24 protein-coding genes are annotated in these 25,730 nt (G+C 63.5%); 13 read left to right on the top strand and 11 right to left on the bottom strand.

Features of this window, described 5'->3' with window-relative positions:
• Nucleotides 1-67: 67 nt before the first annotated feature.
• The 3 genes from proV to proX are packed head-to-tail and all read left to right on the top strand — an operon-like array spanning nucleotide 68 to nucleotide 3,419.
• Nucleotides 68-1,261 (top strand): glycine betaine/L-proline ABC transporter ATP-binding protein ProV, encoded by a 1,194-nt coding sequence (proV, locus tag ACJO3T_RS18100; RefSeq protein WP_406965110.1) that lies wholly within the window; start codon nucleotides 68-70, stop codon nucleotides 1,259-1,261.
• Nucleotides 1,258-2,412 carry a glycine betaine/L-proline ABC transporter permease ProW gene (gene proW, locus ACJO3T_RS18095; protein WP_406979397.1) on the top strand — a complete coding sequence of 385 codons (1,155 nt, stop codon included), beginning with the start codon at nucleotides 1,258-1,260 and terminating at the stop codon, nucleotides 2,410-2,412. The genes proV and proW overlap by 4 nt, the downstream gene beginning before the upstream one ends.
• Nucleotides 2,409-3,419 carry a glycine betaine/L-proline ABC transporter substrate-binding protein ProX gene (proX, locus tag ACJO3T_RS18090; RefSeq protein ID WP_406979395.1) on the top strand — a complete coding sequence of 337 codons (1,011 nt, stop codon included), beginning with the start codon at nucleotides 2,409-2,411 and terminating at the stop codon, nucleotides 3,417-3,419. The genes proW and proX overlap by 4 nt, the downstream gene beginning before the upstream one ends.
• An 89-nt stretch (nucleotides 3,420-3,508) precedes the next feature.
• On the opposite strand, the gene ACJO3T_RS18085 is transcribed toward proX, so the two are convergent.
• The 6 genes from ACJO3T_RS18085 to ACJO3T_RS18060 all read right to left on the bottom strand — a co-directional run bounded on the left by ACJO3T_RS18085 (nucleotide 3,509) and on the right by ACJO3T_RS18060 (nucleotide 10,392).
• Complete coding sequence (locus ACJO3T_RS18085) at nucleotides 3,509-4,861, bottom strand: hypothetical protein (RefSeq protein WP_406979394.1); 1,353 nt, start codon at nucleotides 4,859-4,861, stop codon at nucleotides 3,509-3,511.
• Nucleotides 4,862-4,933: 72 nt separating this feature from the next.
• Nucleotides 4,934-5,578 (bottom strand): 3-oxoacid CoA-transferase subunit B, encoded by a 645-nt coding sequence (locus ACJO3T_RS18080; protein WP_406979393.1) that lies wholly within the window; start codon nucleotides 5,576-5,578, stop codon nucleotides 4,934-4,936.
• On the bottom strand, nucleotides 5,565-6,248 hold the full coding sequence (locus ACJO3T_RS18075; RefSeq protein WP_406965104.1) for a 3-oxoacid CoA-transferase subunit A: 684 nt from the start codon (nucleotides 6,246-6,248) through the stop codon (nucleotides 5,565-5,567). Before ACJO3T_RS18075 ends, ACJO3T_RS18080 begins: the two co-directional genes overlap by 14 nt.
• 30 nt (nucleotides 6,249-6,278) lie before the next feature.
• Nucleotides 6,279-8,225 carry a TRAP transporter permease gene (locus ACJO3T_RS18070; protein WP_406979391.1) on the bottom strand — a complete coding sequence of 649 codons (1,947 nt, stop codon included), beginning with the start codon at nucleotides 8,223-8,225 and terminating at the stop codon, nucleotides 6,279-6,281.
• Between the two features lie 68 nt (nucleotides 8,226-8,293).
• The gene (locus ACJO3T_RS18065) at nucleotides 8,294-9,436 is read right to left on the bottom strand and encodes a TAXI family TRAP transporter solute-binding subunit (protein WP_406965102.1); all 1,143 of its coding nucleotides are present in this window, start codon (nucleotides 9,434-9,436) and stop codon (nucleotides 8,294-8,296) included.
• A 152-nt stretch (nucleotides 9,437-9,588) separates the two neighbouring features.
• Nucleotides 9,589-10,392 (bottom strand): IclR family transcriptional regulator, encoded by an 804-nt coding sequence (locus ACJO3T_RS18060; protein ID WP_406965101.1) that lies wholly within the window; start codon nucleotides 10,390-10,392, stop codon nucleotides 9,589-9,591.
• A 75-nt stretch (nucleotides 10,393-10,467) separates the two neighbouring features.
• Here ACJO3T_RS18060 and ACJO3T_RS18055 point away from each other — a divergent pair, with 75 nt between their 5' ends.
• The 10 genes from ACJO3T_RS18055 (at nucleotide 10,468) to ACJO3T_RS18010 (ending at nucleotide 22,164) form a co-directional block, all read left to right on the top strand.
• Nucleotides 10,468-12,231: a sensor histidine kinase gene (locus ACJO3T_RS18055; protein ID WP_406979390.1), complete on the top strand. Its 1,764-nt coding sequence runs from the start codon at nucleotides 10,468-10,470 to the stop codon at nucleotides 12,229-12,231.
• The gene (locus ACJO3T_RS18050) at nucleotides 12,206-13,552 is read left to right on the top strand and encodes a sigma-54-dependent transcriptional regulator (RefSeq protein ID WP_406979388.1); all 1,347 of its coding nucleotides are present in this window, start codon (nucleotides 12,206-12,208) and stop codon (nucleotides 13,550-13,552) included. The genes ACJO3T_RS18055 and ACJO3T_RS18050 overlap by 26 nt, the downstream gene beginning before the upstream one ends.
• Nucleotides 13,553-13,755: 203 nt before the next feature.
• Nucleotides 13,756-15,114, top strand: a complete 1,359-nt coding sequence (locus ACJO3T_RS18045; RefSeq protein ID WP_406979387.1) for an ABC transporter substrate-binding protein — start codon at nucleotides 13,756-13,758, stop codon at nucleotides 15,112-15,114.
• A gap of 62 nt (nucleotides 15,115-15,176) precedes the next feature.
• Entirely contained in the window at nucleotides 15,177-16,484 is a 1,308-nt protein-coding gene (locus ACJO3T_RS18040) for an ABC transporter substrate-binding protein (protein WP_406979386.1), read from the top strand.
• A 68-nt stretch (nucleotides 16,485-16,552) separates the two neighbouring features.
• Entirely contained in the window at nucleotides 16,553-17,452 is a 900-nt protein-coding gene (locus ACJO3T_RS18035) for a branched-chain amino acid ABC transporter permease (protein ID WP_406979385.1), read from the top strand.
• Nucleotides 17,452-18,393 carry a branched-chain amino acid ABC transporter permease gene (locus ACJO3T_RS18030; protein WP_406979383.1) on the top strand — a complete coding sequence of 314 codons (942 nt, stop codon included), beginning with the start codon at nucleotides 17,452-17,454 and terminating at the stop codon, nucleotides 18,391-18,393. Before ACJO3T_RS18035 ends, ACJO3T_RS18030 begins: the two co-directional genes overlap by 1 nt.
• Entirely contained in the window at nucleotides 18,390-19,166 is a 777-nt protein-coding gene (locus ACJO3T_RS18025) for an ABC transporter ATP-binding protein (protein ID WP_406979382.1), read from the top strand. Before ACJO3T_RS18030 ends, ACJO3T_RS18025 begins: the two co-directional genes overlap by 4 nt.
• A gap of 1 nt (nucleotide 19,167) precedes the next feature.
• Nucleotides 19,168-19,845 (top strand): ATP-binding cassette domain-containing protein, encoded by a 678-nt coding sequence (locus ACJO3T_RS18020; protein ID WP_406979381.1) that lies wholly within the window; start codon nucleotides 19,168-19,170, stop codon nucleotides 19,843-19,845.
• Nucleotides 19,846-19,870: 25 nt separating this feature from the next.
• Nucleotides 19,871-21,001: a zinc-dependent alcohol dehydrogenase family protein gene (locus ACJO3T_RS18015; protein ID WP_406965091.1), complete on the top strand. Its 1,131-nt coding sequence runs from the start codon at nucleotides 19,871-19,873 to the stop codon at nucleotides 20,999-21,001.
• A 125-nt stretch (nucleotides 21,002-21,126) separates the two neighbouring features.
• Nucleotides 21,127-22,164 carry a cyclase family protein gene (locus ACJO3T_RS18010; protein WP_406979380.1) on the top strand — a complete coding sequence of 346 codons (1,038 nt, stop codon included), beginning with the start codon at nucleotides 21,127-21,129 and terminating at the stop codon, nucleotides 22,162-22,164.
• Nucleotides 22,165-22,201: 37 nt separating this feature from the next.
• On the opposite strand, the gene ACJO3T_RS18005 is transcribed toward ACJO3T_RS18010, so the two are convergent.
• The 5 genes from ACJO3T_RS18005 to ACJO3T_RS17985 form a co-directional block, all read right to left on the bottom strand.
• Complete coding sequence (locus tag ACJO3T_RS18005; RefSeq protein WP_406979379.1) at nucleotides 22,202-22,543, bottom strand: hypothetical protein; 342 nt, start codon at nucleotides 22,541-22,543, stop codon at nucleotides 22,202-22,204.
• Nucleotides 22,544-22,695: 152 nt separating this feature from the next.
• Nucleotides 22,696-23,049: a DUF1428 domain-containing protein gene (locus tag ACJO3T_RS18000; protein WP_406965088.1), complete on the bottom strand. Its 354-nt coding sequence runs from the start codon at nucleotides 23,047-23,049 to the stop codon at nucleotides 22,696-22,698.
• Nucleotides 23,050-23,072: 23 nt separating this feature from the next.
• Entirely contained in the window at nucleotides 23,073-23,435 is a 363-nt protein-coding gene (locus ACJO3T_RS17995) for a YciI family protein (protein WP_406965087.1), read from the bottom strand.
• A complete protein-coding gene (locus tag ACJO3T_RS17990) occupies nucleotides 23,432-24,274 on the bottom strand; it encodes a YciI family protein (protein WP_406979378.1) in 843 nt (280 codons plus the stop codon). The genes ACJO3T_RS17995 and ACJO3T_RS17990 overlap by 4 nt, the downstream gene beginning before the upstream one ends.
• A 92-nt stretch (nucleotides 24,275-24,366) precedes the next feature.
• The gene (locus ACJO3T_RS17985; protein ID WP_406965085.1) at nucleotides 24,367-25,581 is read right to left on the bottom strand and encodes an RNA polymerase sigma factor; all 1,215 of its coding nucleotides are present in this window, start codon (nucleotides 25,579-25,581) and stop codon (nucleotides 24,367-24,369) included.
• Between the last annotated feature and the right edge of the window lie 149 nt (nucleotides 25,582-25,730).

Below are 25,730 nucleotides of genomic sequence, written 5' to 3'. Positions count from 1 at the left end.
CGGGTTTGACATATATACCTGAAATAGGGAGCCTGAAAAAGCGCTTCAAAGCCATTGAGATCCATGCATGACGCCAAAACTGTCGATCAAGAACGTATTCAAGATATTCGGGGACTACCCGGAAGATGCCTTTCGCTTCCTCGAGAAAGGCTGTGGCAAGGACGAAATATTCGAGAAAACCGGCCAGACCATCGGGGTACACGATGCCTCGTTCGACATCCATGAGGGCGAGATCTTCGTGATCATGGGCCTGTCCGGCTCCGGCAAGTCCACCATGGTGCGCCTGCTCAACCGCCTGATCGAACCCACCTCCGGCCAGATCCTGTTCAACGGCAAGGATATCGCCCGTATGTCCGACGAGGACTTGCGGGAGGTACGGCGTAAACAGATCAGTATGGTATTCCAGTCCTTTGCCCTGATGCCCCACATGACGGTCATGCAGAACGCGGCCTTCGGGCTGGAGCTCGCCGGCCTGGAAGAAGCCGACCGTGAACAGCGTGCCCGTGCCGCCCTGGCCCAGGTCGGTCTGGAGCATGTGGCCAACAGCTATCCGGATGAACTGTCCGGCGGCATGCAGCAGCGGGTTGGTCTGGCCCGCGCCCTGGCCAATGACCCGGAAGTGATGCTGATGGACGAAGCCTTCTCTGCCCTGGATCCGCTGATCCGCACCGAGATGCAGGATGAACTGCTCAAGCTGCAGGCGGAAGCCAAGCGCACCGTGGTGTTCATCTCCCACGACCTGGACGAGGCCATGCGCATCGGTGATCGCATTGCCATCATGGAAGGGGGTAAGGTGGTCCAGGTGGGTGCCCCGGATGAGATCCTCAAGAACCCGGCCAATGACTATGTGAAGTCCTTCTTCCGCAATGTGGATGTCACCACCATCCTCACCGCCGGCGATATCGCCCGCAAGAAGACGGTGACCGTGATCGAGCGGGAAGGCGCCGGCGTGGCATCCGCCCTGGAGCGCCTGCGTGGCAACGACCAGGACCATGGCTATGTGGTCACCTCCGATCAGCACTTCCGGGGCGTGGTGTCCATGGAATCCCTGATCGAGACCGAGAAACAGGGCGGTGGTATCAGTGATGCCTTTATCGATGCGACGCCCCTGAACGGCAACACGCCGCTCAGTGAACTGATCGGCCAGGTGGCCGCATCGGGCTTCTATTTGCCCGTGGTGGATGACGACGGCCATTATCTCGGTGTGATCTCCCGTGCAATCCTCCTCAACGCAATCGACAAAGACCAGGAGGCCGCATGACGGATGCTTCCAACCCGTGGGCCGACAACGGCTCCAACGCCGAGGAGAGCGACGCCGGCACCAGCGAAAGCTCCAATCCCTGGAGCAACTCCAGTGATTCGGGCAATGCCGGCACGCAGGAAGGCTCCGGCAGCAACCCGTGGGGCGGCGGTTCCTCCGACTCGGCCGAAGGCGGCGGCAGTAGCTGGCTGCAGAGCGGTGAACCGCTGCCCGAGGAGAGCTTTGATATATTGCACCCGTTCGCTGATGCCTGGTTCCCCCTGGGTGACTGGGTGGAGAACGGTCTGGACTGGCTGGTCGGCAATTTTCGCCCCATGTTCCAGGCCATCCGCTGGCCGGTGGACGCGGTACTGACCGGCATGGAATCCGCCCTGCTGGCGATCCCGTCGATCCTGATCATCGTGATATTCGGACTGGTTGCCTGGCAGGTGGCCAGCCGCAAGCTGGCCATCGGTACAGTGATCTCACTGATGGTCGTGGGCGCCATTGGCGCCTGGCAGGAAGCCATGGTCACCCTGGCCCTGGTGCTGACGTCGGTCTTCTTCTGCGTACTGATCGGCCTGCCCACGGGGGTCTGGCTGGCCCGCAACGACCGTGTGGCCTCCACCATGCGTCCGGTGCTGGACGCCATGCAGACCACCCCGGCCTTTGTCTACCTGGTACCCATTGTGATGCTGTTCGGTATCGGTAACGTGCCGGGTGTGGTGGTCACCATCATCTTTGCCCTGCCACCACTGATACGCCTGACTAACCTGGGCATACGGCAGGTTCCCTCCGACCTGGTGGAGGCCTCGCGCTCCTTCGGCGCCAGCCCCCGCCAGTTACTGTTCAAGGTACAACTCCCCCTGGCCATGCCGACCATCATGGCCGGGGTCAACCAGACCCTGATGCTGGCCCTGTCCATGGTGGTCATCGCCTCCATGATCGCCGTGGGCGGTCTGGGTCAGATGGTCCTGCGGGGCATCGGACGCCTGGACATGGGTCTGGCCACCATCGGCGGGCTGGGTATTGTCCTGCTGGCCATTATCCTTGACCGGCTTACCCAGTCACTGGGCCAGGATTCACGCAGTCGCGGAACCCGGCGCTGGTATGACCACGGGCCCGCCGCACTTATCCGGAAAATCATCCCCAAAAGGAGAGAGTCACAATGAAAACCTCCCTGACAAAACGACTGGCAACGGCTATCGCTGCCACCACCCTGACCGCGAGCTTTGCACTGCACGCCCAGGAAATGCCCGGCGAGGGTGTTGAGGTACAACCCCTGAAGAGCTCCATCGCCGAAGAAACCTTCCAGACCCTGCTGGTGTCCCGTGCCCTGGAAGAACTGGGCTATGAGGTGAAGGACATCAAGGAAATCGAGTACGCAGCCGGTCACGTGGCCATCGCCAACGGTGACGGCACCTTCATGGCGGACCACTGGGACCCACTGCACACCAACTTCTTCAACCGTGCCGGCGGTGAGGAGAAAATCTACCGTGAGGGTGTCTATTCCTCCGGCGCCCTGCAGGGTTACCTGATTGACAAGGAAACCGCCGAAGAGCACGACATCACCAACATCGAACAGTTCAAGGACCCGGAAATCGCGGCCCTGTTCGACACCAACGATGACGGCAAGGCCGACCTCACCGGCTGCACCCCGGGCTGGGGCTGCGAGGAAGTGATCGAGCATCACCTGGACGCCTACGAGCTACGGGACAGCATCACCCACAACCAGGGCTCCTACTCCGCCATCATCGCCGACACCATTGCCCGCTTTGAACAGGGCGACCCGGTGTTCTACTACACCTGGACCCCGTACTGGGTCAGCGGTGTGATGGTACCCGGCGAAGACGTGGTGTGGCTGGAAGTGCCGTTCTCTTCCCTGCCGGGTGACCGGAAAGGCGTGGATACGGCGCTGGACGATGGTACCAACTACGGTTTCATGCCCAACGACCAGCGCATCATTGCCAACCAGGAGTTTGCCGACAACAACCCGGCCGCAGCGAAGCTGTTCTCCATCATGGAGCTGTCGGCCAACGATATCAGCGCCCAGAACCTGGCGATGCGTGACGGTGAAGACAGCGAGGAAGACATCGCACGTCACACCGACCTGTGGATCGAAGCCAATCGCGACACCTTCGACGGCTGGCTGGAAGAAGCCCGCGCAGCGGCAGAGTAAGCGTCAGGAGTCTGCGACTTACCACCGCGCAGACTCCTGGCAGGTCCTGCTCAGCCGTAGCAGGGCCTGCCCTTACCCCTCCCCTTCCATTAACTGGCGAGATACCAGGTCAGCGCTGCCGCCAGCATTCCCCCAGCCAACAGGCTGACCACCGAATGCACCAGGTTCCAGCGATACGCCGCCACCCTGGCGGAATAGCCGGTAATCCGTTCCATCAGCAGCGAGTTGGCGGAATAGGGTGTACCGCCGGTGGTAATGCCCCACCCGGATACTATACCGATACCCAGCCCCAGCACCGCTTCAGGCGGCCAGATCGGCCCCAGCACCCCGCCCGTCAGGGTACCGATAACAATGGGATTGAGCCCTATCATGCCACCGGCGAAGAACACCCATGGCACCAGCGCGGCCACCACCGGATAGCCCCACCCAGGCAGGCTGAAGCCAGCCCCCAGCCATTTCAGGGCAAAGCTGCTGATCAGCGCACCGAGGAAGGCGGAACCACCGACGATCACCAGTTCATTGCTGACCGGGGCCATGGAGGGCAGTGGATTACCTTTGTCCCGGGGTGAGCTGACCAGCCCGTGTACGAACAGGACGGCCACGGCACCCAGGCAACTGAGGGTCACCGCCTTGGAGTAGCTGAGCCCGCCAGGGCCACTGAGTACGAATGCGCCCACACAGATGGCCCCGATGATGGCCATGAACCGGAGCCACGGCAGATACTTGCGCAGGCCGGTATCAACCGCATCGCCCTGGGCCAGTGCCTCGGTTTCCCGTTCCGTGAACAACAGGCCGCTGAGCAGGTACACCACGGCCAGCGGCAGGCTGAAGGCAATCAGTTGCCAACTGTGCAGTCCCGGCAGGAAGGTTACTGTCATGACCACCGAAATCGACAGCGGGGAACAGGTGGGTGAGGCGCCAAAGCCCCGCAGGGTGCCACGGGAAGCATTGCGGGCCATGGCGGAATCCCCGTGCCGGCGCACCTGCCCGGCGATCATCGACGAGACCACCCCCACCGAACCGAAGTTCAGGGGGACCGACAGAACCGTGGTGCCAAAGGTAACACTGAGGTAGCGCACGGCCGGACGGCCCGCGAACAGGGTGGCGGAAATCCGCTCCAGGTCGCTGGAGCGGCCCAGCAGGGAGGACAGCAACATGACCGTGAGGATCAGCGCCGTCAGCCGGGTCATGTTCACGGCTCCGTCCATCAGGGCGGAAGGCTCATCCACCAGCGCCAGCAGCGACATGGCCACCAGCAGGCCGAAGATAATCCTGGCCACCAGGCGCAGGTCCCGCCACCCGAGCAGGATGGCGAGGACAATGGCGGAAGCGCCCACCACGGCCATGCCGGGAACCAGGGAAAGCACACCACATAGCAACGCCAGGTACGCCAGCGCCGACCGCGTCAGGGCCAGCGGGCCGGTGGAAGGTGTCTGTGTCATCGAAGGCTCTTTGGAGGCCGGGGCAACCGCTCGCCCACAGCGGCGACAGCCCGGCTCACGATGTTGGTACGGTCAGGATTCCGGGGGCAGCAGCCGTGCGCCAGTCACCGCCTGGACCTCTTCCAGGGTGTTGTCGCCCACAAGCTCCACTACCCGCAGGCCCTCGTCGGTGACATCGAGCACCACCAGGTCGGTATAGATCCGGTCCACCACGCCCTTGCCGGTGAGCGGGTACTCACACGCCGGCAGGATCTTGGGTTCGCCGTCACGGGTGCAATGCTTCATCAGCACGTAGAGCTTACGGGCGCCCACCGCCAGGTCCATGGCACCACCCACGGCGGGCGGCTCACTGAGGTCATTGGTGGCCCAGCTTGCCAGGTCGCCGGTAGCCGATACCTGGAAGGCCCCAAGCACCGCGATGTCGAGATGGCCGCCCCGCATCATGGCGAAGGAATCCGCGTTGTCGAAGTAGCAGCCTCCGGGCAGCAGGGTCACGAACTGCTTGCCGGCATTGATCAGGTCCGGGTTCTCTTCACCGGGCGCCGGTGCCGGCCCCACGCCGAGGATGCCGTTCTCGCTATGGTATATCACATGCCGGTCGTCAGATACATAGTTTGCTACCTGCGTCGGCATACCGATGCCCAGGTTCACGTAGGCGCCATCGGGAATATCCCGGGCGACACGACGGGCCATATCCTCTTTACTAAGCGATTGCATCGAGCAGCCCCTCCTGCAGTACCACGGAATCCACGAAAATACCCGGTGTCACCACGGCTTCCGGGTCCAGGTCGCCCACCGGGACGATCTGCTTCACCTCGGCGATGGTAGTCTTCGCCGCCATGGCCATGGACGGATTGAAATTACGGCCGGCGGTGTTGTAGGTCAGGTTGCCCCAGGCATCGCCCTTCTCGCCACGGATCAGCGCCACGTCAGCGTGCAGGGCGGTTTCCAGCACATAGCCCTTGCCGTCGAACTCGCGGGTCTCCTTGCCCTCGGCCAGCAGCGTGCCGTAGGCCGTGGGGGTATAGAACGCCGCCAGGCCGGCGCCGGCAGCGCGGATCCGCTCGCCCAGGGTGCCCTGGGGCACCAGTTCGAAATCGATGGAGCCTTCCTTGTAGCGCTTCTGCAGCCACACGGAGCCCTTCGAGCGGGGGAAGGAACACACTACCTTGCGCACCAGGTTGTCCCGCAACAGGGAGGCAATGCCCTCCTCCGCCACACCGGCATTGTTGGAAATAATGGTCAGATCCTTCGGCGCATGACGACGCAGGGCCTCGATCAGCTCCAGCGGAATACCGGAACTGCCGAAGCCGCCGATCATCACGACATCGCCATCCTTGATCACGGAGACAGCCTCCGCCATGGAATTACAGACTTTGTTGATCACGATGCATTCACCAACTGCGTTGAAACGGGTTTAACGGGCGCCACCGACGGTTACCGCCGGAAAGTTCAGGAACCGGCTGCTCAGGTAGATGGCGGCCACCAGGCCAAAGCCGATCAGGTCCGTCACCAGTTCGGGATAGATCAGCACACCGCCGGCCACCAGCACCAGGATCCGCGCCGGCCAGGCCAGCACGCCGATGCGGTACAGGTAGCCCTCCATGGCGGAGGACAACAGCCAGATCGCGGTAATGGCGGTAAAGGCCGACGACAGGATCTTGAGGATATCCCCCTGCAGGATCAGTGAGGGGTTGATCACGAACAGGAACGGCAGGATGAACAGGATGCCCCCCAGGCGCATGGCGTAGACACCGGTTCGCCCGGCCTTGGCGCCGGCTACACCAGCAGCGGTGATGGCAGCCAGGGACACGGGCGGCGTGATGTACGAAAGCATGCCCCAGTAGAGGATGAACAGGTGACTGGCCAGCGGGTTAAGGCCCGCATTCACCAGCGCCGGCGCCAGCAGGATCGACAGGAAGATGTAGCAGGCGCTCACAGTCATGCCCATACCCAGCACAAAGCTGGTGATCGCCCCAGCCGCCAGCATCAGCGGAATGCTGCCGTCGGCGTAGAGCAGCAGCTCACGGGAGAAGGCACCGGCCACACCGGTATAGGACAGCCCCCCCACCACCAGGCCAATACCCGCCAGGATGGCCACCAGGTTGGCGACGCTGGTGGTCAGGTCCTGCATGAAAGCCAGGGCCCGCTTAAGGTTCAGGCGATGGTTGCGCTTGAACATCGAGATGCCCAGCAGGACCACCGTGGCGTAGTAGGGCGCGTAAGCTTCCAGGCGCATCACCAGCAACATGTAGATCAGCATGAACAGCGCCAGCAGATAGGGCCAGCCGTCCTTGAGGGTCTCCCACAGGTTCGGGATCTCCGATTCCGGCAGGCCTTTCAGGCCCCGGCGCGCGGCATAGATGTCCACCTGGAAAATCAGCGCCAGGTAGAACAGCAGCGCCGGCAGGAACGCGGCGATCATGATCTCCGCGTAGGGCACGCCCAGGAAGGACGCCATGATGAAGGCCACCGCCCCCATGACCGGTGGCATCAACGTGCCGCCGGTAGACGCACAGGCTTCCACCGCACCGGCGTAATGGGCCGGGTAGCCGGTCTTCTTCATGGTGGGAATGGTAATGGGGCCGGTGGTCAGGATATTGGAGATCACACTGCCGGAAAGACTGCCCATGATACCGCTGGACAGCACCGATACCTTGGCCGGACCGCCCCGGCTCCTGCCCATCAGGGAGGTGGCGAACTGCATGAAGAACTCGCCACCACCGGTGGCAGTGAGCGCCGCGCCGAACACCACGAAACCGATGACCAGTTGCGCCACCACCTGCATGGGAATGCCGATGACGCTTTCCACACCGATGACATGGGCACGGATAATCTCCGGCAGGGTGTACTGGTTGCCCCACAGGAAACCGGGCATGGAATCCGCGTACAGCGGATAGGTGCCGAAGAACAGTGCCACGAACAGCAACGGCCAGCCACCACAGCGGCGCACACCCTCGAGGATCAGCACCAGCAGGATGCCGGACAGTACGGTGGCCTCGGTGGGCGCCTGGTACTCCCAGCCCATATTGATCATGGTCAGGCCGTGGTAGCCCAGGTAACCGGCGCATACCAGCGCCGTCGCCGCCAGTGGCCAGTCGTACCAGGAAACCTTGCCCGACGCCCCTTTCCAGGCCGGAAAGGCAATGTAGGCCGCCGCCAGGAAGATACCGATCAGGTAGTAGAGATAGGCATTACCCAGAGGCTCAAAGCCCAGCAACTTCAGGTTGAAAGTCTGGTTGATGGCCATCAGCAGGCCCAGGGTACCGAGCAGGATAATCGCCCAGTAGCCGACACCCCGCAGACGACCGGATGTCGGTTCAGCGGCGGGTGCCGCCTGATCGGCGGACGAGGAAGCACTCATGACGTGGTTACTCCGAAAAGATCGACAGACGCCCGGTCAGGCGCCTGTCATCACGGGGGTCTTGGATATCAGAGGGATTCCAGGGCCTGGGTGCGGTGGGCTTCCCAGATCTCCGCGAATTCCTCGTCACTCTTGCCTTCGCCTTCAGCCGTGGCTTCCTTCCAGGCCTCACGCAGGGCATTCAGGCGGGCAAGACGCTGGTCGTTCCAGGCCTGATGCTCTTCGGTCCAGATGCCCTTCTCCTCCAGGTAACGGATCGCACCGGGATGGAACGGCACATCGATGGCCGGCGTACCCGCCTCTTCCAGGTCCCAGCGATCCATAACGGCGGTGGCATCCTTGTACATGCCGTAGGTCTCGTCCAGGGCCTTGATGTAGTTATAGACCGCGTCTTCATCCATATCCGCGCGCACCGTCAGCACCGGATAGCGATAGGCGAAGATGTCCACCGGATTTTCCTCGCTGATGCCCGCCCCCTGGGTTTCGGTGTAGGGCTGGAAGAAGGGCGCCACTTCCCGCAGGCGCTCCCAGCCTTCCGCGTCGTCCTGGGGCACATCGAGCCAGCGGATGCCGCGTGGGGATTCCGCCAGTTCATAGACGTGGCTTGGGGTGGTGGTGGTACAGGAGGCATCCGCCTCGCCCCGGGCCAGGGAACTCATGGTATTGGCGTAGGTGGGAAACATGATGGCGTCAACGTCATCGCGGGTCAGCCCGACAAACGCCAGGAAGGCATCACACTTCACGTTGATGGACGGGTTGCCGGCCACGTAGGCGAAACGGGATCCCTTCAGGTCTTCCAGGGTTTTGATGTTGGCGTCCGCCGCCGTGAAGATACCGAACGAGGACGGGCGACCGGCTACGGCACGCAGGTCCTGCGGCCCCCAGCGACGGGTGGAGAAGTCGTGGATGCCTTCCGCCGCGAAGAAGGTTTCGGTGGCCAGGAAGGCGTAATCGGCACGGCCACTGAGCAGCGGCTGCAGACGACCGATGGCTGAACCGGACGGCTGGATACGGATGCGGGTACCGTATTGCTTGCCGAAGGCGTCGGCGATGGCCGAGGCCTCGGCGTAACCGGCCGAACCGACATCGTAGGACGACCAGGTCATGGTATCGGGCAGTTCCTGGGCGGTCGCGGACCCGGCAAACAGCAGGGCCGTGCTAATGGCAGTGGCAGACAGGGTTCTGGTCAGGATATTGCTGGCGTAGGGCATGGGAATCTCCAATCGCTTCTTATTGTTTGGTTAGATTTCAAACATAGTTCACATTTCAGATCCGGCGAACAAAGTAGCCCGAGGCGAATTCTTCGTCAAATTTTTTTCATTATGCTGAAAGCTTTTCTCGTATATTGATAAAATGCCCCCTATCAGGCCTGCTCCAGGGACCAGCGCCCGACCTCATCCCGGACAATCTCCAGCACCTTCCGGCGCCGCTCCTCGTTCATCCGCGACGCCACCGAGGCCACGCTGATGGCGGCATGCTCACTGGAACCGGGCACCCGGAAGGCGATTCCCACCGCAGAAACTTCCGGTACGATGCGACCCTCGTTCACGGAATAGCCATGTTCCCGGGCCTGCTCCAGCCACTGTTCCACCTCGTCGCGGGTGATACCGGAATAGCGGGGATAGCGGGGCGCATTCAGGTCCACCATGCGCCGGGCCTCCGGCTCCGGCAGCGCCGCCAGCAGGGCCATGGCGGCAGCGCCAATACCCAGCGGACGGCGGGCGCCGGCCACCAGGGTGTTGGCGGTCACCGGGTAAGTCCCCTCGGCAACGTCGATACAGACGGCGTCACGGTTCGCACGGATACTCAGGTAGGTGTAATCTTCAGTACGGACAGCGATACGCCCCAGCACCGGCTGCAGGGCGTGCCGCAACTGGAGATCCGGCGCCACCTCCTGGGCCGATTCCGCCATGCGCAGCAGGTCGAAACCCACATGGTAGGTCTTGGCATAGGGATCAAAGGTGAGCAGCCCCTCGCTGGCCAACCCGGTCAGCAGACGGTGTGCAGTGGCGGTATTCATGCCCACTTCACGGGCGATATGGGACAGGCTGCCACCGGTGGGGAAGACGGTGGCAACAGCCCGCAGCAGGGTGCAGGCCTTGGTGAGTGTGGTACTGCCACCGGGGGATTTACGGGATGACGCCGGGGTATCTCCTGGGTTGGCCATGGATGCTTCCTTAGAATTCTCAGAATGTAGGAAAATTTTATCGTATTTCAATAAAAATAACGACGAGACCATTCCATGAACCCTCCCCTTAAACCCCGCTTCAGCCTAGTAGGACGATACTCACTGCTGTCGTTGACCCTGATCGTCGGTGCCGTGGCCGTGCTCAGCAGCCTCTACGCCACCGTGGCGGATTCCGTCACCGAGCGCCTGGCGGGGGAACGCCTGGAGGCTCAGGTCGCCGGCACCGCCAACCGGCTGACCAACTTTATCGAGAATCGCATCTATCAACTGGAAACCCTGTCCACCCACCCCTCCATGCCCCTGTACCTGAACTACACCGATGCGGTGCCGGAAGGGGTACGGGAACTGGTGCGGGTGGAGGCGGATTCCCCGGACCTCTACGGCATCCTGTTCTTCAACGACGACAACGAACTGACCGAAGTGGTGCCGGGCCAGGCGGCCTCCGGACAGCCATACTGGGGCCGCCGCGGCTGGGGTATCCGGGGTCTGCCGCTGGTGATGATGGCCAACAGCGAGGTGATCGGCCCCCGCATCGGCGATGGTGCCAGCCCCGGCTGGCTGCTGATCCGCCAGCCGCTGCGGGACACGGGGGAACAGCCGGTGTCCGGGTCCATTGCCCTGCATGTGCGACTGGCTTCCCTCACCGAACTCATGCGCACCGAGAACCTGGCCGGGGTGCTGCGGCCCTACCTGAGGACGCCGGCGGGAGAACTGCTGGAACCTACTGGCAACCGCCTGGAGACCATTCCCGACCAACTGCGGACCGGCCCGGAGGTGCTGCCGGGATGGCGCATCGACTACCAGGTGGCCGCCGGCGACATCCTCAGCCCGTTGCGCAGCGCCCAACTCGGCCTCTACGCCCTGGCCGGGGTCATGGCCCTGGGCACAGTAACCCTGTTCTGGGCCCTGGCCCGCAGTCTGCGCCGCCGGGTGACACGGCTGGTGCAGGGGGCGGAAACCCTGGCCAGCGGTGACCTGAACTTCCGGCTGCAGGCACCGAAGAACGACAAGGACGAGATCGACGTGCTGGCCCATGCCTTCAACGCCATGGCCGATCGCCTGCAGGAACTGATCGGTCGTACCGTGCAGGCGGAGAAGATGGCGGTGCTGGGGGAGTTCGCCACCGGCGTGGCCCATGAGGTCCGCAATCCCCTGGCCACCATCAAGCTCACGGTACAGGCGCTGGAGAAAGGTGAACCGGATGACGAGCGGCGTGAATTACTGGTGTCCGTGGAGTCGGAAATCGACCGCCTGAACCGGGTGGTGGGGGACCTGCTGGACTACGGCCGGCCCGTGCCCGGCGAGCCCCAGCGGGTAGAGATCCGGCGAATCTTCCGCCATGCCACGGTGCTGACTTCCGGCCTGGCGGAACAACGGCAGGTCACCGTGTCCGCCACCGGCGATTCCCGCCTGGCCATCGTGGCCAGCCCCGACCAGGTGATCCAGTGCCTGGTGAACCTGCTGGCCAATGCCATCGAGGCCTGCGATGCAGGCGGCACGGTGCACCTGAGGGCCTTCCGCAATGGCGACCGTATCCACGTGGACATCACCGACAACGGCTGCGGCATGGACCCGGATACCCTGAGACAGGTCACCGAGCCCTTCTTCACCACCCGCCAGGAAGGCACCGGCCTGGGCCTGAGTATTACCCGCCAGCTTATCGAACTCAATGGCGGCGACCTGCACATCCACAGCGTCCGTGGCGAGGGTACGACGGTTTCGGTCACCCTTCCCGCCGCAAACAGTGATAACCTAGATTCATCACCACAAGAACAATCGCCTACAGACAATCATGCGCTCACAGATCCTGATCGTTGACGACGAGAAGAGCTTTGTCCGCTCCATGGGCTTTGCCCTCAGCGAGGCCGGCTTCCGCACCCTCAATGCCCATACCGGTGAAGAGGCCCTGACGCTGCTGGCGGAACACACCCCGGACCTGATGCTGCTGGACCTGCGCCTGCCGGGTATGGATGGCATGGACGTGCTGGCGGAATCCGTACGCCTGCACCCGGAGCTGCCGGTGGTGATGATCTCCGCCCACGGCGATACCCGGGCGGCGGTGCAGGCGGTGAAGGCCGGGGCCACCGACTATCTCACCAAGCCCTTCGCCCTGGATGAACTGCTGCACCTGATCCGGTCCATCACCGAACGCCGGCAGATGCAGGACGAGCTCATCTATCATCGCAGCCGCAGCGCCAATGCCTCCGGTCTGGTGGGGTCCAGCTCCGCCATGAAACGGCTGTGGGACACCGTGCAGCGGGTGGCGGCCAGCAGTACCGGGCGCATCCTGCTGCTGGGGGAATCCGGCACCGGCAAGGCGGTGGTGGCCCGGGCCATCCACCAGCAGAGCTCCCGGGCCGAGCGGGCCTTCGTGGAGATCAACTGCGCCGCCCTGCCGGAGCAGTTGATCGAGGCCGAACTGTTCGGTGCGGAAAAAGGAGCCTACACCGGCGCCCACCAGAAGCGGACCGGCCTGGTGAGCCTCGCCCACGGCGGCACCCTGTTCCTGGACGAGATCGGCGAGCTGCCCCTGGCCCTGCAGGCCAAGTTCCTGCACTTCCTGGAGAACGGCGACTACCGCCCGGTGGGCGCCACCACCAGCCAGACCTCGGATGTGCGGGTGGTGGCGGCCACCAACCGCTCCCTGGAGGAGGAGGTCCGGGCGGGCCGCTTCCGGGAGGACCTGTTCTTCCGCCTCAACGTGATCGAGCTGACCATTCCGCCCCTGCGGGAACGGGGGGAAGACCTGGGGGAGCTACTGGATGTCTTCATCGAGGCCCAGGCCCGGGAGGAAGGCTGCCGCCCCATCGCCGTGCCCCCGGAAACCCTGGAACGCCTGTCCGCCTATAACTGGCCCGGCAATGTGCGCGAGCTGCGCAACCTGGTGGAACGGCTGACCATCCTGCACCCGGGCCAGCGCATCCGCCCGGGCCAGCTTCCCACCGAGTTCCAGCCGGCCACCGATGCCGCCCCGTCACCCCGGGGCACTTCCCTGGAAGCACAGCTCCAGGACACGGAGCGGGAGATGATCCAGCAAGCCCTGGAGCAGACCGATGGCCACAAGGGCCGGGCCGCGGAACAGCTCGGCATGTCCCGCCACGCCTTCAAGCGCCGCCTGCAACGACTGGGGCTCTCCTGACGCTCCCGGAATGAGCGATTTCCGCCCATAATTCATCGCCATGTTGAGCGGATTCCGCTCATTCTGAGCCCCCTGCGGATACCGATAACCCGTCGCCACCTGCGAAACGCCGGTAACAGGCGATCATCGGCGCGTTGGTCCCGGTTTTGCTACAGTCTCCCAGCGAAACAACAATAACCACCTGACCCGATCAGGAGACCGACGTGCGGAAATACCGAAGCCGTCATCGCCAGCCACATGCCACACAGCCACGGACCCGTTCCGGTCGCCGGTTCCGGCAACTGTCCGTCGTCCTGCTGTATCTCTGCGTGGTTCCGCTACTGCATGCCCTGCCCGACACCCCGCCTCCGGTGGGTCGGGTGGAACTGGGTGCCGCCGAGGGCGAAGCCGACGCCACCATCGCCTGCATGTACCCCATGACCGGACGGTCCGCCAGCTATGGCCGCGACAGTATCGTGGGTATTCGCCTGGCACTGGAGGAACTGGCGGCAACCCCGGATGCCCCCAGTCTGCGGGTGATCGTGGATGATTCCCGCTCCAAGGCCTCCTTCGCGGTGCGCATGGCCGAGGACTTCATCAGCCAGGACAACGCCAATATCCTCTGTGGCATGGTCAGCTCCGGCGTGGGCATGGCGGTGAGCCGGCTGGCCCGGGAACGGCAGGTGATCATGGTAGGCACCGACCACGCCTCGTCCCGGGCCACCCTGGAAGAAGGCCATGATTACTATTTCCGCGTGTCCAGCGACACCTGGACCTCCCACGCCGCCGGCGCCCGCTACCTTAAGGACCTGCAGGCCGACACCGGCTGGCGGAAGCTGGCCTTCCTGGGGCCGGACTACGAATATGGCCGTGTGGCCTGGCGCGACCTGAAGCAGGCCCTGGCGCAGAACGACGTCAGCTTCGAGCAGACCGGCACCTACTGGCCCCGCCTGTACGAGCCGGACTACTCCCTCTATATCCAGTCGCTGCTGGAATCACCACCGGATGTGCTGGTGGTGGCCCTGTGGGGTGGCGACTTCACCGCCTTCCTGGAGCAGGCCCGCACCACACGGCTGTTCGACCAGATGCGGGTGGCCAACTTCGACACCGGTGGTGACTACGAGACCCTGGTGGCCCTGGGTGACAACCCGCCGCCGGGCCTGATCCTGTCCGCCCGCCACCATGTGAACTGGCCGGATACGACAGCCAACCGGTCGTTCGTGGAACGCTTCCACGAGCTGTCCGGCCGTTACCCGAGCTATTCCGCCCAGGGTGCCTATGCCGGTGTGCTGGCCGTTGCCAACGCCATCCGCAAGGCCGGTGATGTCACCAACACCCCGGCCATGATTCATGCCCTGGAAGGCCTGGAGATCCGCCTGCCCAAGGACCCCTACGGCTTTACCTCCTATATCGACCCGGACACCCACCAGATCGTCCAGGCCCAGGCCATTGGCACGCCGGTGGCCAGTGATCGCTTTCCGCCCGCCAGGATTCTGCTGGGCAACTGGCGGATCTACGATGCCGAATCCCTCAAGCCGTCCGCCGCCCTGATCCGGGAGCGACGCGGTGAAACCGGTGGCTGACCGCCACCCTGTCAATCCATGCAGCATCCTAACCGAGCACAACAACAAACAAGGAGCACGCCATGACAACCCAACAACCACAAGCACTGAAAAGAACCCTGCTGTCGGTGGCCCTGGCCTCCGTCGGTCTGATGGGCCTGGCCGGTAGCGCCAGCGCCCAGGACGATACCTTCAAGGTGGGCTTTGTCACCTTCCTCTCCGGCGGTGCCTCCGGGCCCTTCGGCGTACCCGCGGCCCAGGGCGCGGAAATCGTGATCAAGGCCATCAACGAGGGCACCCTGCCCGCCCCCTATAACACCAGGGGCGTCAACGGCCTGACACTGGAATCCGTGGTGGTGGACGAGGCCGGCGGCCCCACCAAGCAGGTGGAGGAGTATCGCAACCTGGTACAGCGTCAGGACGTAAACGCCGTCATCGGCTACATATCCTCCGGTGATTGCCTGGCGATCGGCCCGGTGGCGGAGGAAATGGAGATGTTCACCATCGCCTTCGACTGCGGCACGCCCCGCCTGTTCCAGGAAGTGGAGAACCCGTCCTACCTGTTCCGTACCGGCCTGGATGCCGTAGCCGACAACGTGGGTGCGGCCCGCTACCTGGCGGAGACCCACCCTAATGCCAGCCGCATTGCCGGCATCCAGCAGAACTATGCCTGGGGCCAGGATTCCTGGCAGGACTTCACCCTGGCCATGGAACAGCTGATGCCGGAGGCGGAGATCGTCAATAACCAGACCCCGCAGATTTTCCAGGGCAGCTACGGCACCGAGATCTCGGCCCTGCAGACCCGTCGCCCGGATGTCATCCACTCCTCCATGTGGGGCGGTGACATGGAATCCTTCGTGGCCCAGGCGAACGCACGGGGTTTGCTGGCCCAGGCCACGGCCCTGCTGACCACCGGCGAATCCGGCCTGCATCGCTTTGAAGGACAGGCACCGAACGGCACCATCCTTGGCGGCCGTGGGCCCTTCGGCGGCTTCATGCCGGAGAACGAGCTGAGCGACTGGTTCCGCGAGGCCTACGAGGAAGAGCACGGCACCCCGCCCAGCTACCCGGCCTCCAAGGCCGCCCAGGCCATCCTGGCGCTGAAATACGCGGCGGACAATTCCGGGGCCGACGGGGTGCCCAGCCCTGAACAGCTGGCTGCCGCCCTCAAGGGTGCCGAGTTCCCCTCGGTCTCCGGCACCGTCCACATGGGACTGGCTGGTGGTCACCAGGCGGTACAACCCATGTACTACGGCGAATATCACTACGAGGACGGCCAGGCGGAACTGCGCAATGTCCGCTCCTACCCGGGTGAGTGCGTCTCCGCCCCGGATGGCTACAACGCCCAGGAATGGATCAAGGAAGGCTTCCCCGGCGCCGACTGCGACTGATCCATCCACCGACCTGACCGCCGGCGGCCCTGCGTCGCCGGCGCGTTCCAACCTGGGAGAAGTAACCGATGTTAACGGTCTGGGCGATCCTGATTGACGGTTTTATCTACGCCTCCTGGCTGTTCCTGGTGGCGGCGGGACTGACCGTCATCTACGGCGTCATGCGAATCCTCAACATGGCCCACGGCAGCCTCTATGCCCTGGGCGCCTACGCGGCGGCCTCGGCCCTGGGCTGGTACTACGCCGACGGTGGCGACCAGTTGTGGATGGCCTTCGCGATTATTGCCGTCTCGGCCATCCTGATCGGTGCGGTCACCGGGCTGGTTATCGAGCGGGGCCTGCTGCGACTGATGTACGGTCGCGACGAAATCCTGATGCTGATTATCACGTTCGCGGTGCTGCTCATTCTCGAGGACGTGATGAAACTGGTCTGGGGCACCACACCCTACTTTGCCTACCAGCCCTACGCCGCCATGGGACGCATCAGCATTGATGTGCTCACCGTCTCCCTGTACGACATCTCTCTGATGGGGGTGTCGGTGGTCATCGGCCTGGGGCTCTGGTTCTGGCTCGAGCGTACCCACATGGGCAAGATCCTGCGCTCCATCATCCATGACCGGGAAGTCTCCGAGGCCATGGGCGTGAACGTCCGCCGCATGTTCACCATCACCTTCATGATCGGCGCCACCCTCGGGGCCATCGCCGGCGGTGCCACCGCCCCGATCATCTCCGTGGTGCCCGGTATCGGTATCGAGGTGATCGTGCTGGCCTTCGCGGTGGTGGTCACCGGCGGCCTGGGCAGCATTACCGGGGCCGCTGTCGGTGCGGTGATCGTGGGGCTGGCCCGGGCCACCTCCATCCACACCATGCCCGAGCTGGAGCTGTTCATCATCTACGCGGTGATGGCCGCGGTGCTGGTCTTCCGTCCCCATGGCCTCTTCGGCCAGGCTGTTGCGAGGAAAATCTGATGAAGCCGGAAAGAACCGAACTGTCACTGATCGGCGTTGCCATTGCCGTGGCTGTGCTGGCCCAGTTCAGTCCCAACTGGCTGGTGTTCACCCTGACCCTGGCCATTTCCACCGCGCTGGTGGTGATGGGCGTGGTCATGCTGATGCGGGCCGGGCTGGTGTCCTTCGGCCAGGGCCTGTTCTTCTGCCTGGGCGGCTATGCCGTGGGTCTGGGCGGTCGTTTCCTGGGCATTACCGATGCCCTGGTGCTGATCGGCCTGGGTGTGCTGGTCACCGTGGGGGTCGCCATGATCCTGGGGCTGCTGATGACCCGCTACCGGGAAATCTTCTTCGCCATGCTGTCGCTGGCGTTTTCCATGATCCTCTACGGCATTCTGGTGAAAAGCCATGGCCTGGGCAGTACCGACGGCTTCGGCGTGGTGGACTGGACCCTGCTGGGTATGACGCCGGGTGAGGGCCAGACCAGCATCACCGCGCTGATGCTGGCCATTGTGCTGGCGCTGGCCATTGCCCTGTTCCTCAACCGCTACTTCCGCTCCAGCATCGGCCTGGCCTGCGAGGCCATCCGGGAGAACGAAGTGCGGGTGGAATACATGGGCATCTCCCACCGCAAGGTGCTGTATATCAACTACGTGCTGGCCGCCGCCGTGGGCTCGGTGGGCGGCTCCATGACCGCCCTGGCCGCCGGCCATGTGGACCCCACCATGGCCTACTGGACCATGTCCGGGGAGTTCGTGTTTATCGCCATCCTCGGCGGCACCGGCCATGTGGCGGCACCATTCATTGCCGCGCTGATCTTCACCCTGGTGCGCACCTACGCCGTGGAACTGGCCCCCAATGCCTGGCAGATGATTCTGGGCATCGTGTTGTTGCTCATTATCCTGTTCCTGCCCAAGGGCATCTGGAGTCTGTTCACCCGCAAGAAAGGGGCCGCCCAATGACCGAGATACTCAGGACCGAAGGGCTGTCCCGCTATTTCGGGGCGGTGACGGCCGCCGAAGACATCAACGTAACCATTTCCGAAGGGGAAATCGTTGGGGTGATCGGCTCCAACGGTGCCGGCAAGACCACCTTTATCAACATGGTCACCGGTTACCTGCCCCCCTCCAGCGGCACCATTGCCTTCGACGGGGCGCCCATCAGGAAGCTGGGCCCCCGCAAGCTGATGCGCAAGGGCCTGACCCGCTCGTTCCAGATTCCCCAGCTGTTCCTGGAACTGCCGGTGATCGATAACCTGGCCATCGCCCTGGCCTCCGCCGAGGAGCGCCAGTTCCAGATGATTCGACCGGTGCGCACACCGGAGCGCCTGAAAGCGGCGAGTGACATCCTGGAGCAGATGAACATCACCCGTTATCGGGACGAGATGGTCACCGCCATGCCACAGGGCGCCCGCAAACTGTTGGATATCGCCATCGCCATGCTGGGCAACCCCCGCATGCTGCTGCTGGACGAGCCCACCAGCGGCGTCAGCATGGAGGAGAAATACACCCTGATGGACACGGTGATGGACGCCGTGCGCCAACGGGGGCTCACCGTACTTTTCGTGGAGCACGATATGGAGATCGTCCAGCGTTACGTGACCCGGGTGCTGGCCTTTGCCAGCGGTGTCGTGATCAAGGACGGTCCGGTGGACGAGGTGCTGGCCGATGCCAGGGTGCAGGAGCTGGTCACCGGCAAGCAACACAGGACATCAGAGAAAGAGGGAGACACCTGACATGAGCCTGGAAATCGCCAACCTGGACGTCTCGATCGAGGGCATCGGCATCCTCAGGGACGTGAACCTGACCATTCCCACCGGGGAAATGGCCGGGCTGATCGGCCTCAACGGCGCTGGCAAGACCACCCTGATCCGGGCCGTGATGGGACTGCTGCCGTCGGACCGGGGCACCATCGGCTTCAAGGGTGAAGACATCACCCGCCAGCCCGCCTACCGCCGGGCGGACATGCGCATCAGCTACATGCCCGAGGACCGCCGGCTGATTCCGGAACTGACGGTGACCGAAAACATGCTGATGCCGGCCTGGGCCAACAAGATCCGCGATGGCGAGCAGCGCCTGAAATGGGTGTACGAGCTGATGCCGGAAATCGCTGACTTTGGCGAGCGCAAGGCCCTGCAACTGTCCGGCGGCCAGCAGAAGCTGGTGGCCCTGGGCCGGGCACTGATTCCGGGCCGCGAGATGATCCTGCTGGACGAGCCCTTTGAAGGTGTTGCCCCGGTGCTGGCAAAGCGCCTGTCGTCCGTGATCGGCGACCTGCGGGGCGAAGGCCTGACGGTACTGATCGCCGAATCCGACGACGCCCATTCCGCCGATCTGGTGGACAGCACCTGGCAGATCGAGCGGGGGGAAGTTTCACAGGGGCGCCGGGATCGTTCAGAATCATCCGATGACTGATCGATCTGCAACAAGGAGACTCACCATGAAAATCAGAGCCGCCGTATTACAGGCCATTGGCGCCGAACGGCCTTTTAACGAGACCCGACCGCTGGTGATCGAGGAACTGGAACTGGACCCGCCCGGGGACAACGAAGTGCTGGTGGAGATCAAGGCCGCCGGCCTGTGCCATTCCGACCTGTCGGTGATCGACGGCAACCGCCCGCGCCCGGTGCCCATGGCCCTGGGCCACGAGGCCGCCGGTATCGTGAAGGAAGTGGGCAACGGCGTTCGCGATCTCAAACCGGGTGACCATGTGGTGGCGGTGTTCGTACCCAGTTGCGGCCACTGTGAACCCTGCGCCGAAGGCCGTCCCGCCCTGTGTGAGCCCGCTGCGAAAACCAACAACGCCGGCACCCTGGTGTGCGGCGAGCATCGCCTGCACCGGGCCGACGGCACCGCCGTCAACCACCACCTGGGCGTGTCCGCCTTTGCTGACCATGCCGTGGTGGCCCGGGACTCCCTGGTAAAGGTGGACCCGGAACTGCCCCTGCACCACGCCGCCCTGTTCGGCTGCGCGGTACTGACCGGGGTCGGCGCCTCCATCAATTCCGCCGATATCAGACCCGGCCAGACCGTGGCGGTGATCGGCCTGGGGGGCGTGGGCCTCAACAGTGTGCTGGGAGCCCTGGTGGCCGGCGCCGGCGAGGTGATCGCCGTCGACCTGGACGAGGGCAAACTGGCCCTGGCGAAGGAACTGGGGGCCACCCATACCTTCAATTCCGCCGAGGAAGGCTGTGTCGAAAAGATCAAGGCACTGACCAACGGCGGCGTGCACTGCGCCATCGAGATGGCCGGTTCCGAGAAAGCCCTGGAGTTCGCCTACCAGATCACCCGCCGCGGTGGCACCACGGTGACCGGCGGCCTGGCCCATCCGGAGAAAAAGGTGGCCATCCAGCAGGTAAGCATCGTGGCGGAGGAACGCACCCTCAAGGGCAGCTATGTGGGAAGCTGCGTGCCGGTGCGGGATGTAGCCCGCTATGTCAGCCTGTTCCGCCAGGGCAAACTGCCGGTGGATAAACTGCTCACCGACACTCTGACCCTGGACCAGATCAACGAAGGCTTCGAGAAACTGGCCGCCGGCAAGGCGGTGCGACAGGTGATTCTATTTGACTGAATATTTGTAATTGAAGACTACACTTAGACCAGATTTTTCTCCCTTGCACCACCTCACCGGCGTCGCGCCCGAGCGCCGCCGGTGATCAAACACAACAACAATCAATGCAAACAAGGAGAACAACCATGCCCTTGAAACCATCCATCCTGGCCCTTTGTACCGGGTCCCTGATTGCTGGCCTGTCCACCATGGCCATGGCCCAGCAAACCCCCATGGAGACATTGCAGAGCGATGCCCCCACCAACTGGGGCAAGTGGGGTGAGGACGACCAGGTAGGCGCCCTCAATTACCTTGGACAGACGGAGGTCCAGAACGGCGCTGCCGCTATCCAGAGCGGCAAGACCTTCACTCTTCAGATTCCCATGACCTCCGGCTCCGGGCCGGTGTTCCCGGGACGGGTGCCGACGCAGCACTTCATGGCCACCGACGCCGGCGTGTACATGGCCGGCAAGGCCGAACCGGCGGCGGGCGGCATGAAGTACTCCGATGATGTGGCCTTCATGTACCTGCAGGGCACTACCCATGTGGATGGCCTGGCCCATGCCTGGTACGGCGACCAGATCTACGGTGGCAAGAGTGAGGCCACCTCAGTACATGGCCACACCCACGCGGATGTGGGCGAGATCGGGGAAAAAGGCATCGTCGGACGGGCGGTACTGCTGGACGTCGGGCGCCATATGGGCAGCGATGACCTGCACCGTCTGCCCACCAACACCTGCATCAACCTGGACGACCTTCAGGCCACCGCCGAGGCCCAGGGCACCACCATCAACAAGCGGGATATCCTGGTGATCCGCACCGGCTCCATCGCCCGTTTCTGGGAGGAGGAACCGGACGAGGAATGGAACGCCATGAACGAACCCGGCCTGTGCCACAGCCAGGAGTTCCTGAGCTGGCTCGACCAGATGGAAACGCCGATGATCGCCACCGACAATATCGCCGTGGAAAAGGTGGTACAGGAAATCGACGGTGAAACCTACATCATCCCGTTGCACGGTGCGCTGATGCGGGACATGGGCGTGGTGCTGTCGGAGATCTGGTGGCTGGATGATCTGGCGGCGGACAGCGCCGACGACGGTCAGTACAGCTTCCTGCTGGTAGCAGCACCACTGAAGGTGGAACAGGGCACCGGCTCACCGGTGAACCCGGTGGCCATCAAGTAATCACCGGGTGTCCCGGCTCCGGCCGGGGCACTACCGGTCAGTTGTCGCCCCGGTTACCGTTGCCGGGTGACCCGGGGTTCCCGTTACCCCTGTCGTCGCGTTCCTTCCAGCGCTCCTCACCATGAGGATCCTTGCCCTGGCCATGCCGTTCCCTCATTTCATCGCCCTGCTGTCGCATCTCATCACCATGGTTTCGCATTTCCTCGCCACGGTGCGGCCCGCCCTGGTGTCGTTCCCTCGTCTTGTCGGCCTGTTCCGTGGGTGACGGATCCGGCTGGTTGTCGCCCATGGGCCGGATGCCCTGACTTTCCGGCGTCGCCCAGGCCGCCGAGGTCACCAGGAGCATGGTGGTAATGGCAGCGGATAGTGACTTGTTCATGGCTCCTCCTTATGCTGTCAGAAACGGAGCCAGGCAGGTAAATTGGGACATTCAGCCCGCCTGCCCGGACAAACCTTTATAGCACTATATGGCGCCGGGCGGACGGGTTATAAAGGCCGTACAATTACCGATTCGACAGGGTCAGTGTCCGGTCAGTTACGGACCACCACCTCAAAGCCGCCATAGATCAGCCGCTTGCCATCGAACGGCATGGGGTTCACATCCGGCTGCAGGCGCGGGTCCTCCATCACCTGTTGCATGCCCCGGTCCCGGGTAACCTTGTCGGGCCACACGATCCAGGAGAACACCACGGTTTCATCCGGCTGACATTTCACCGCCATGGGGAAGGACGTCACCTCCCCCTCCGGCACGTCATCGCCCCAGCATTCCACGAACTCCGTGGCGCCATAGTCCCGGAACACCACCCCGGCATCACTGGCATGCTGGACGTACTTTTCACGATTGGCGGTGGGTACCGCCGCCACAAATCCATCGATATAGCTCATGGCTCTTTCTCCTTATGACTCGGCTATTCGTCTTTGGGGGGCAGCTCCCGCACGGGGCGGACCTCGATGCTGCCCAGACGGGCCGGGGGGATATGGCTGGCCAGTTGCAGGGCCTCGTTCAGGTCCCTGGCTTCCAGCAGGTAAAAGCCGGCCAGTTGTTCCTTGGTCTCGGCAAAGGGGCCATCGGACAACATCACCTCGCCGTCGCGAACCTTCAGGGTGGTGGCGCTTGCCACCGGCTCCAGCGCCTGGCCCGCCAGGAAATGATCACCTTCGGTGAGTTTCTCGACACACCCCAGGCACTCCTGGTTCAGGTCGTGCCAGGCCTGTTCCGTCATATCGTTGACGATGCTCTCCTGGTAGTAGACCAGGGCGACATATTTCATGGGTTCATCTCCATTTCCGGCTTGCCAACATTGATCATCCAGCCAATACCATAGCGGTCCACCACCACACCAAAGCGTACCGCCCAGAAGGTTTCCTCGAACGGCATCTGGATCGTGCCGCCGTCGGAGAGCTGCCGGAACACCTGCTCCGCCCCCTCGACATCCCCGTACTCGAGCTGCACGCAGGCCCCGGCAGGCGGGGTGTAGCACTCCGCGTTCATATCACACCCCATGAGCCGGCGATCCCGGATATTGACCACACTGTGGGCGATCCGGTCCCGGGAATCCTCCGGTACCTCGGTGGCCACCGGGGTGTCAGAGAACGCAATCATGGCCTCGATTTCTCCACCCAGCAGATCGGCGTAGAAGGTCATGGCTTCCCGGCACTGGCCGTTGAATACCAGATGAGTATTAACCTGTTGTGGCTGCCTGGCCAGTTGCGTCTGCAACCGGCGGTGCCGGTCCAGGCCCTCGCCAGGATCGAAATCCTCCAGTTCGTAGAAGCGGCGCAGTTCCAGGCGGGTGTTGCCGTCCCGGTCCATGGTGGGCCATTGCCGGGCCCAGTCCAGGGCCTCCTCCACTGAATCCACCTCCAGCACCGAGAATCCGGCGATCAGGGCGTCCGGTTCGGCCAGGGGACCCTTGACGATGTCCGGCTCACCATCGTGAAAGTTGATGCGGTAGCCTTCACGGCTGGGCCAGAGCCCCTCGCCGGACACGAATACCCCCGCCTGGGTCATCCGCTCGTTGTAGCGGGCCATTTCTTCCAGCATGGCGTCGGATGGCATGACGCCCTGTTCGGTATCCTCGTCTGCACGCCGTATCAGCATGAATTTCATAATGCATCCTCCCTGTTATGGACTGTGATTAATCGGGTTCCACATCAAGGTCGGATAGCGGCAGACACATTCGACACCACCGGAAACTTTTTTCAGGCCTCGGGCAGTTCCTCCAGGCGTTTTTGCAGGAAACGTCGCTCCGGCTCCTGCCGGGCCAGGGTCAGCGCCTGCTGGTAGGCGATCCTGGCCTGGCTGGTGTCGCCATTGCGACGCAGGAGATCGGCCCGGGCGGCGTGGTACAGGTGATAACCCTGCAGGGCCTTTTCGCCCGCAAGCTCGTCCAGCAGTTCCAGCCCCCGGGCGGGCGAATCCCGCATGGCGATGGCAACCGCACGGTTGAGGGCCACCACCGGGGTGGGCCACTGCTGGTAAAGCAGGCCATAGAGGGCGGCAATGTCGTCCCAGTCCGTCGCCGCCGGGTCGGCGGGTTCCGCATGGGCCGCGGCGATGGCCGCCTGCAGTGTGTAGGGCCCCGGTCCGGGATGGGCCATGGCCCTCAACAGCCATTGCCGCCCCTGTTCAATCTGGCCCTGGTCCCAGCGGCTCCGGTCCTGCTCGTCCAGGGGGACCAGGTTGCCTTCGGCGTCCTGACGGGCCTCCCGGCGGGCATCATGCAGCAGCATCAGCGCCAGCAGCCCGTATACTTCCGGCTGGGGCAGCAGCCGCGACAATAGCGCCGCCAGCCGGATGGCCTCGCTCGACAGGCTGACGTCCACCATGGCCTGTCCATCGCTGGCGCTGTAGCCTTCATTAAACATCAGGTACACCACCCGGAGCACCGGTGCCAGGCGCTCCGGCAGTTCCCGCTGCTCCGGGACCTCGTAGGGGATACCCGCCTCGCGGATACTGCGCTTGGCCCGCACGATCCGCTGGGCCACGGTGGCGGGTTTCTGCAGCAGGGCACTGGCCACCTGCTCGGTGGTGAGACCACACATCTCCCGCAGGGTCAGGGCCAGTTGCGACTCCGGTGGCAGCACAGGGTGACAGCAGGTGAAGATCAGGCGAAGGAGATCGTCCTCGTAGACATCAACCTCCGCCGGCACTGATCCTTCGGATTGCCAGGCCAGTTGGTGGCTGTAGTCGCGAGCGGTCTGGCGTCGGCGGATCTGGTCGATGGCCTTGTGATGCCCGGTGCGCACCAGCCAGGCCACCGGGTTGTCCGGCACCGCCTGTTGTGGCCACTGGTGGAGCGCGGCGGCAAAGGCTTCCTGCAGGCACTCCTCGGCCAGCTCGAAGTCACCGGTCAGCCGTATCAGGCTGGCCAGGACCTGTCGCGAGTGCTGCTGGTACAGGTGTTCCAGTTCCATGATCCCTTTCCCTCGCCCGCTCTCAATGGCTCCTGGTGTCCCGGCATGGATATTTTTGCTCACAAAATCATCAGTGTTGCCCTATACTGTAGGACTTCAGTACAGGCATCCACGGAACCCGGTTATTACCGGGATTGTAAAGGAATCAG

Origin of the sequence: Marinobacter shunpengi (assembly GCF_045449715.1) — a bacterium.
GTDB lineage: Bacteria > Pseudomonadota > Gammaproteobacteria > Pseudomonadales > Oleiphilaceae > Marinobacter.
The sequence above is the reverse complement of the archived record's forward strand: the minus strand, read 5'-3'. Positions and strand labels throughout refer to the sequence as shown.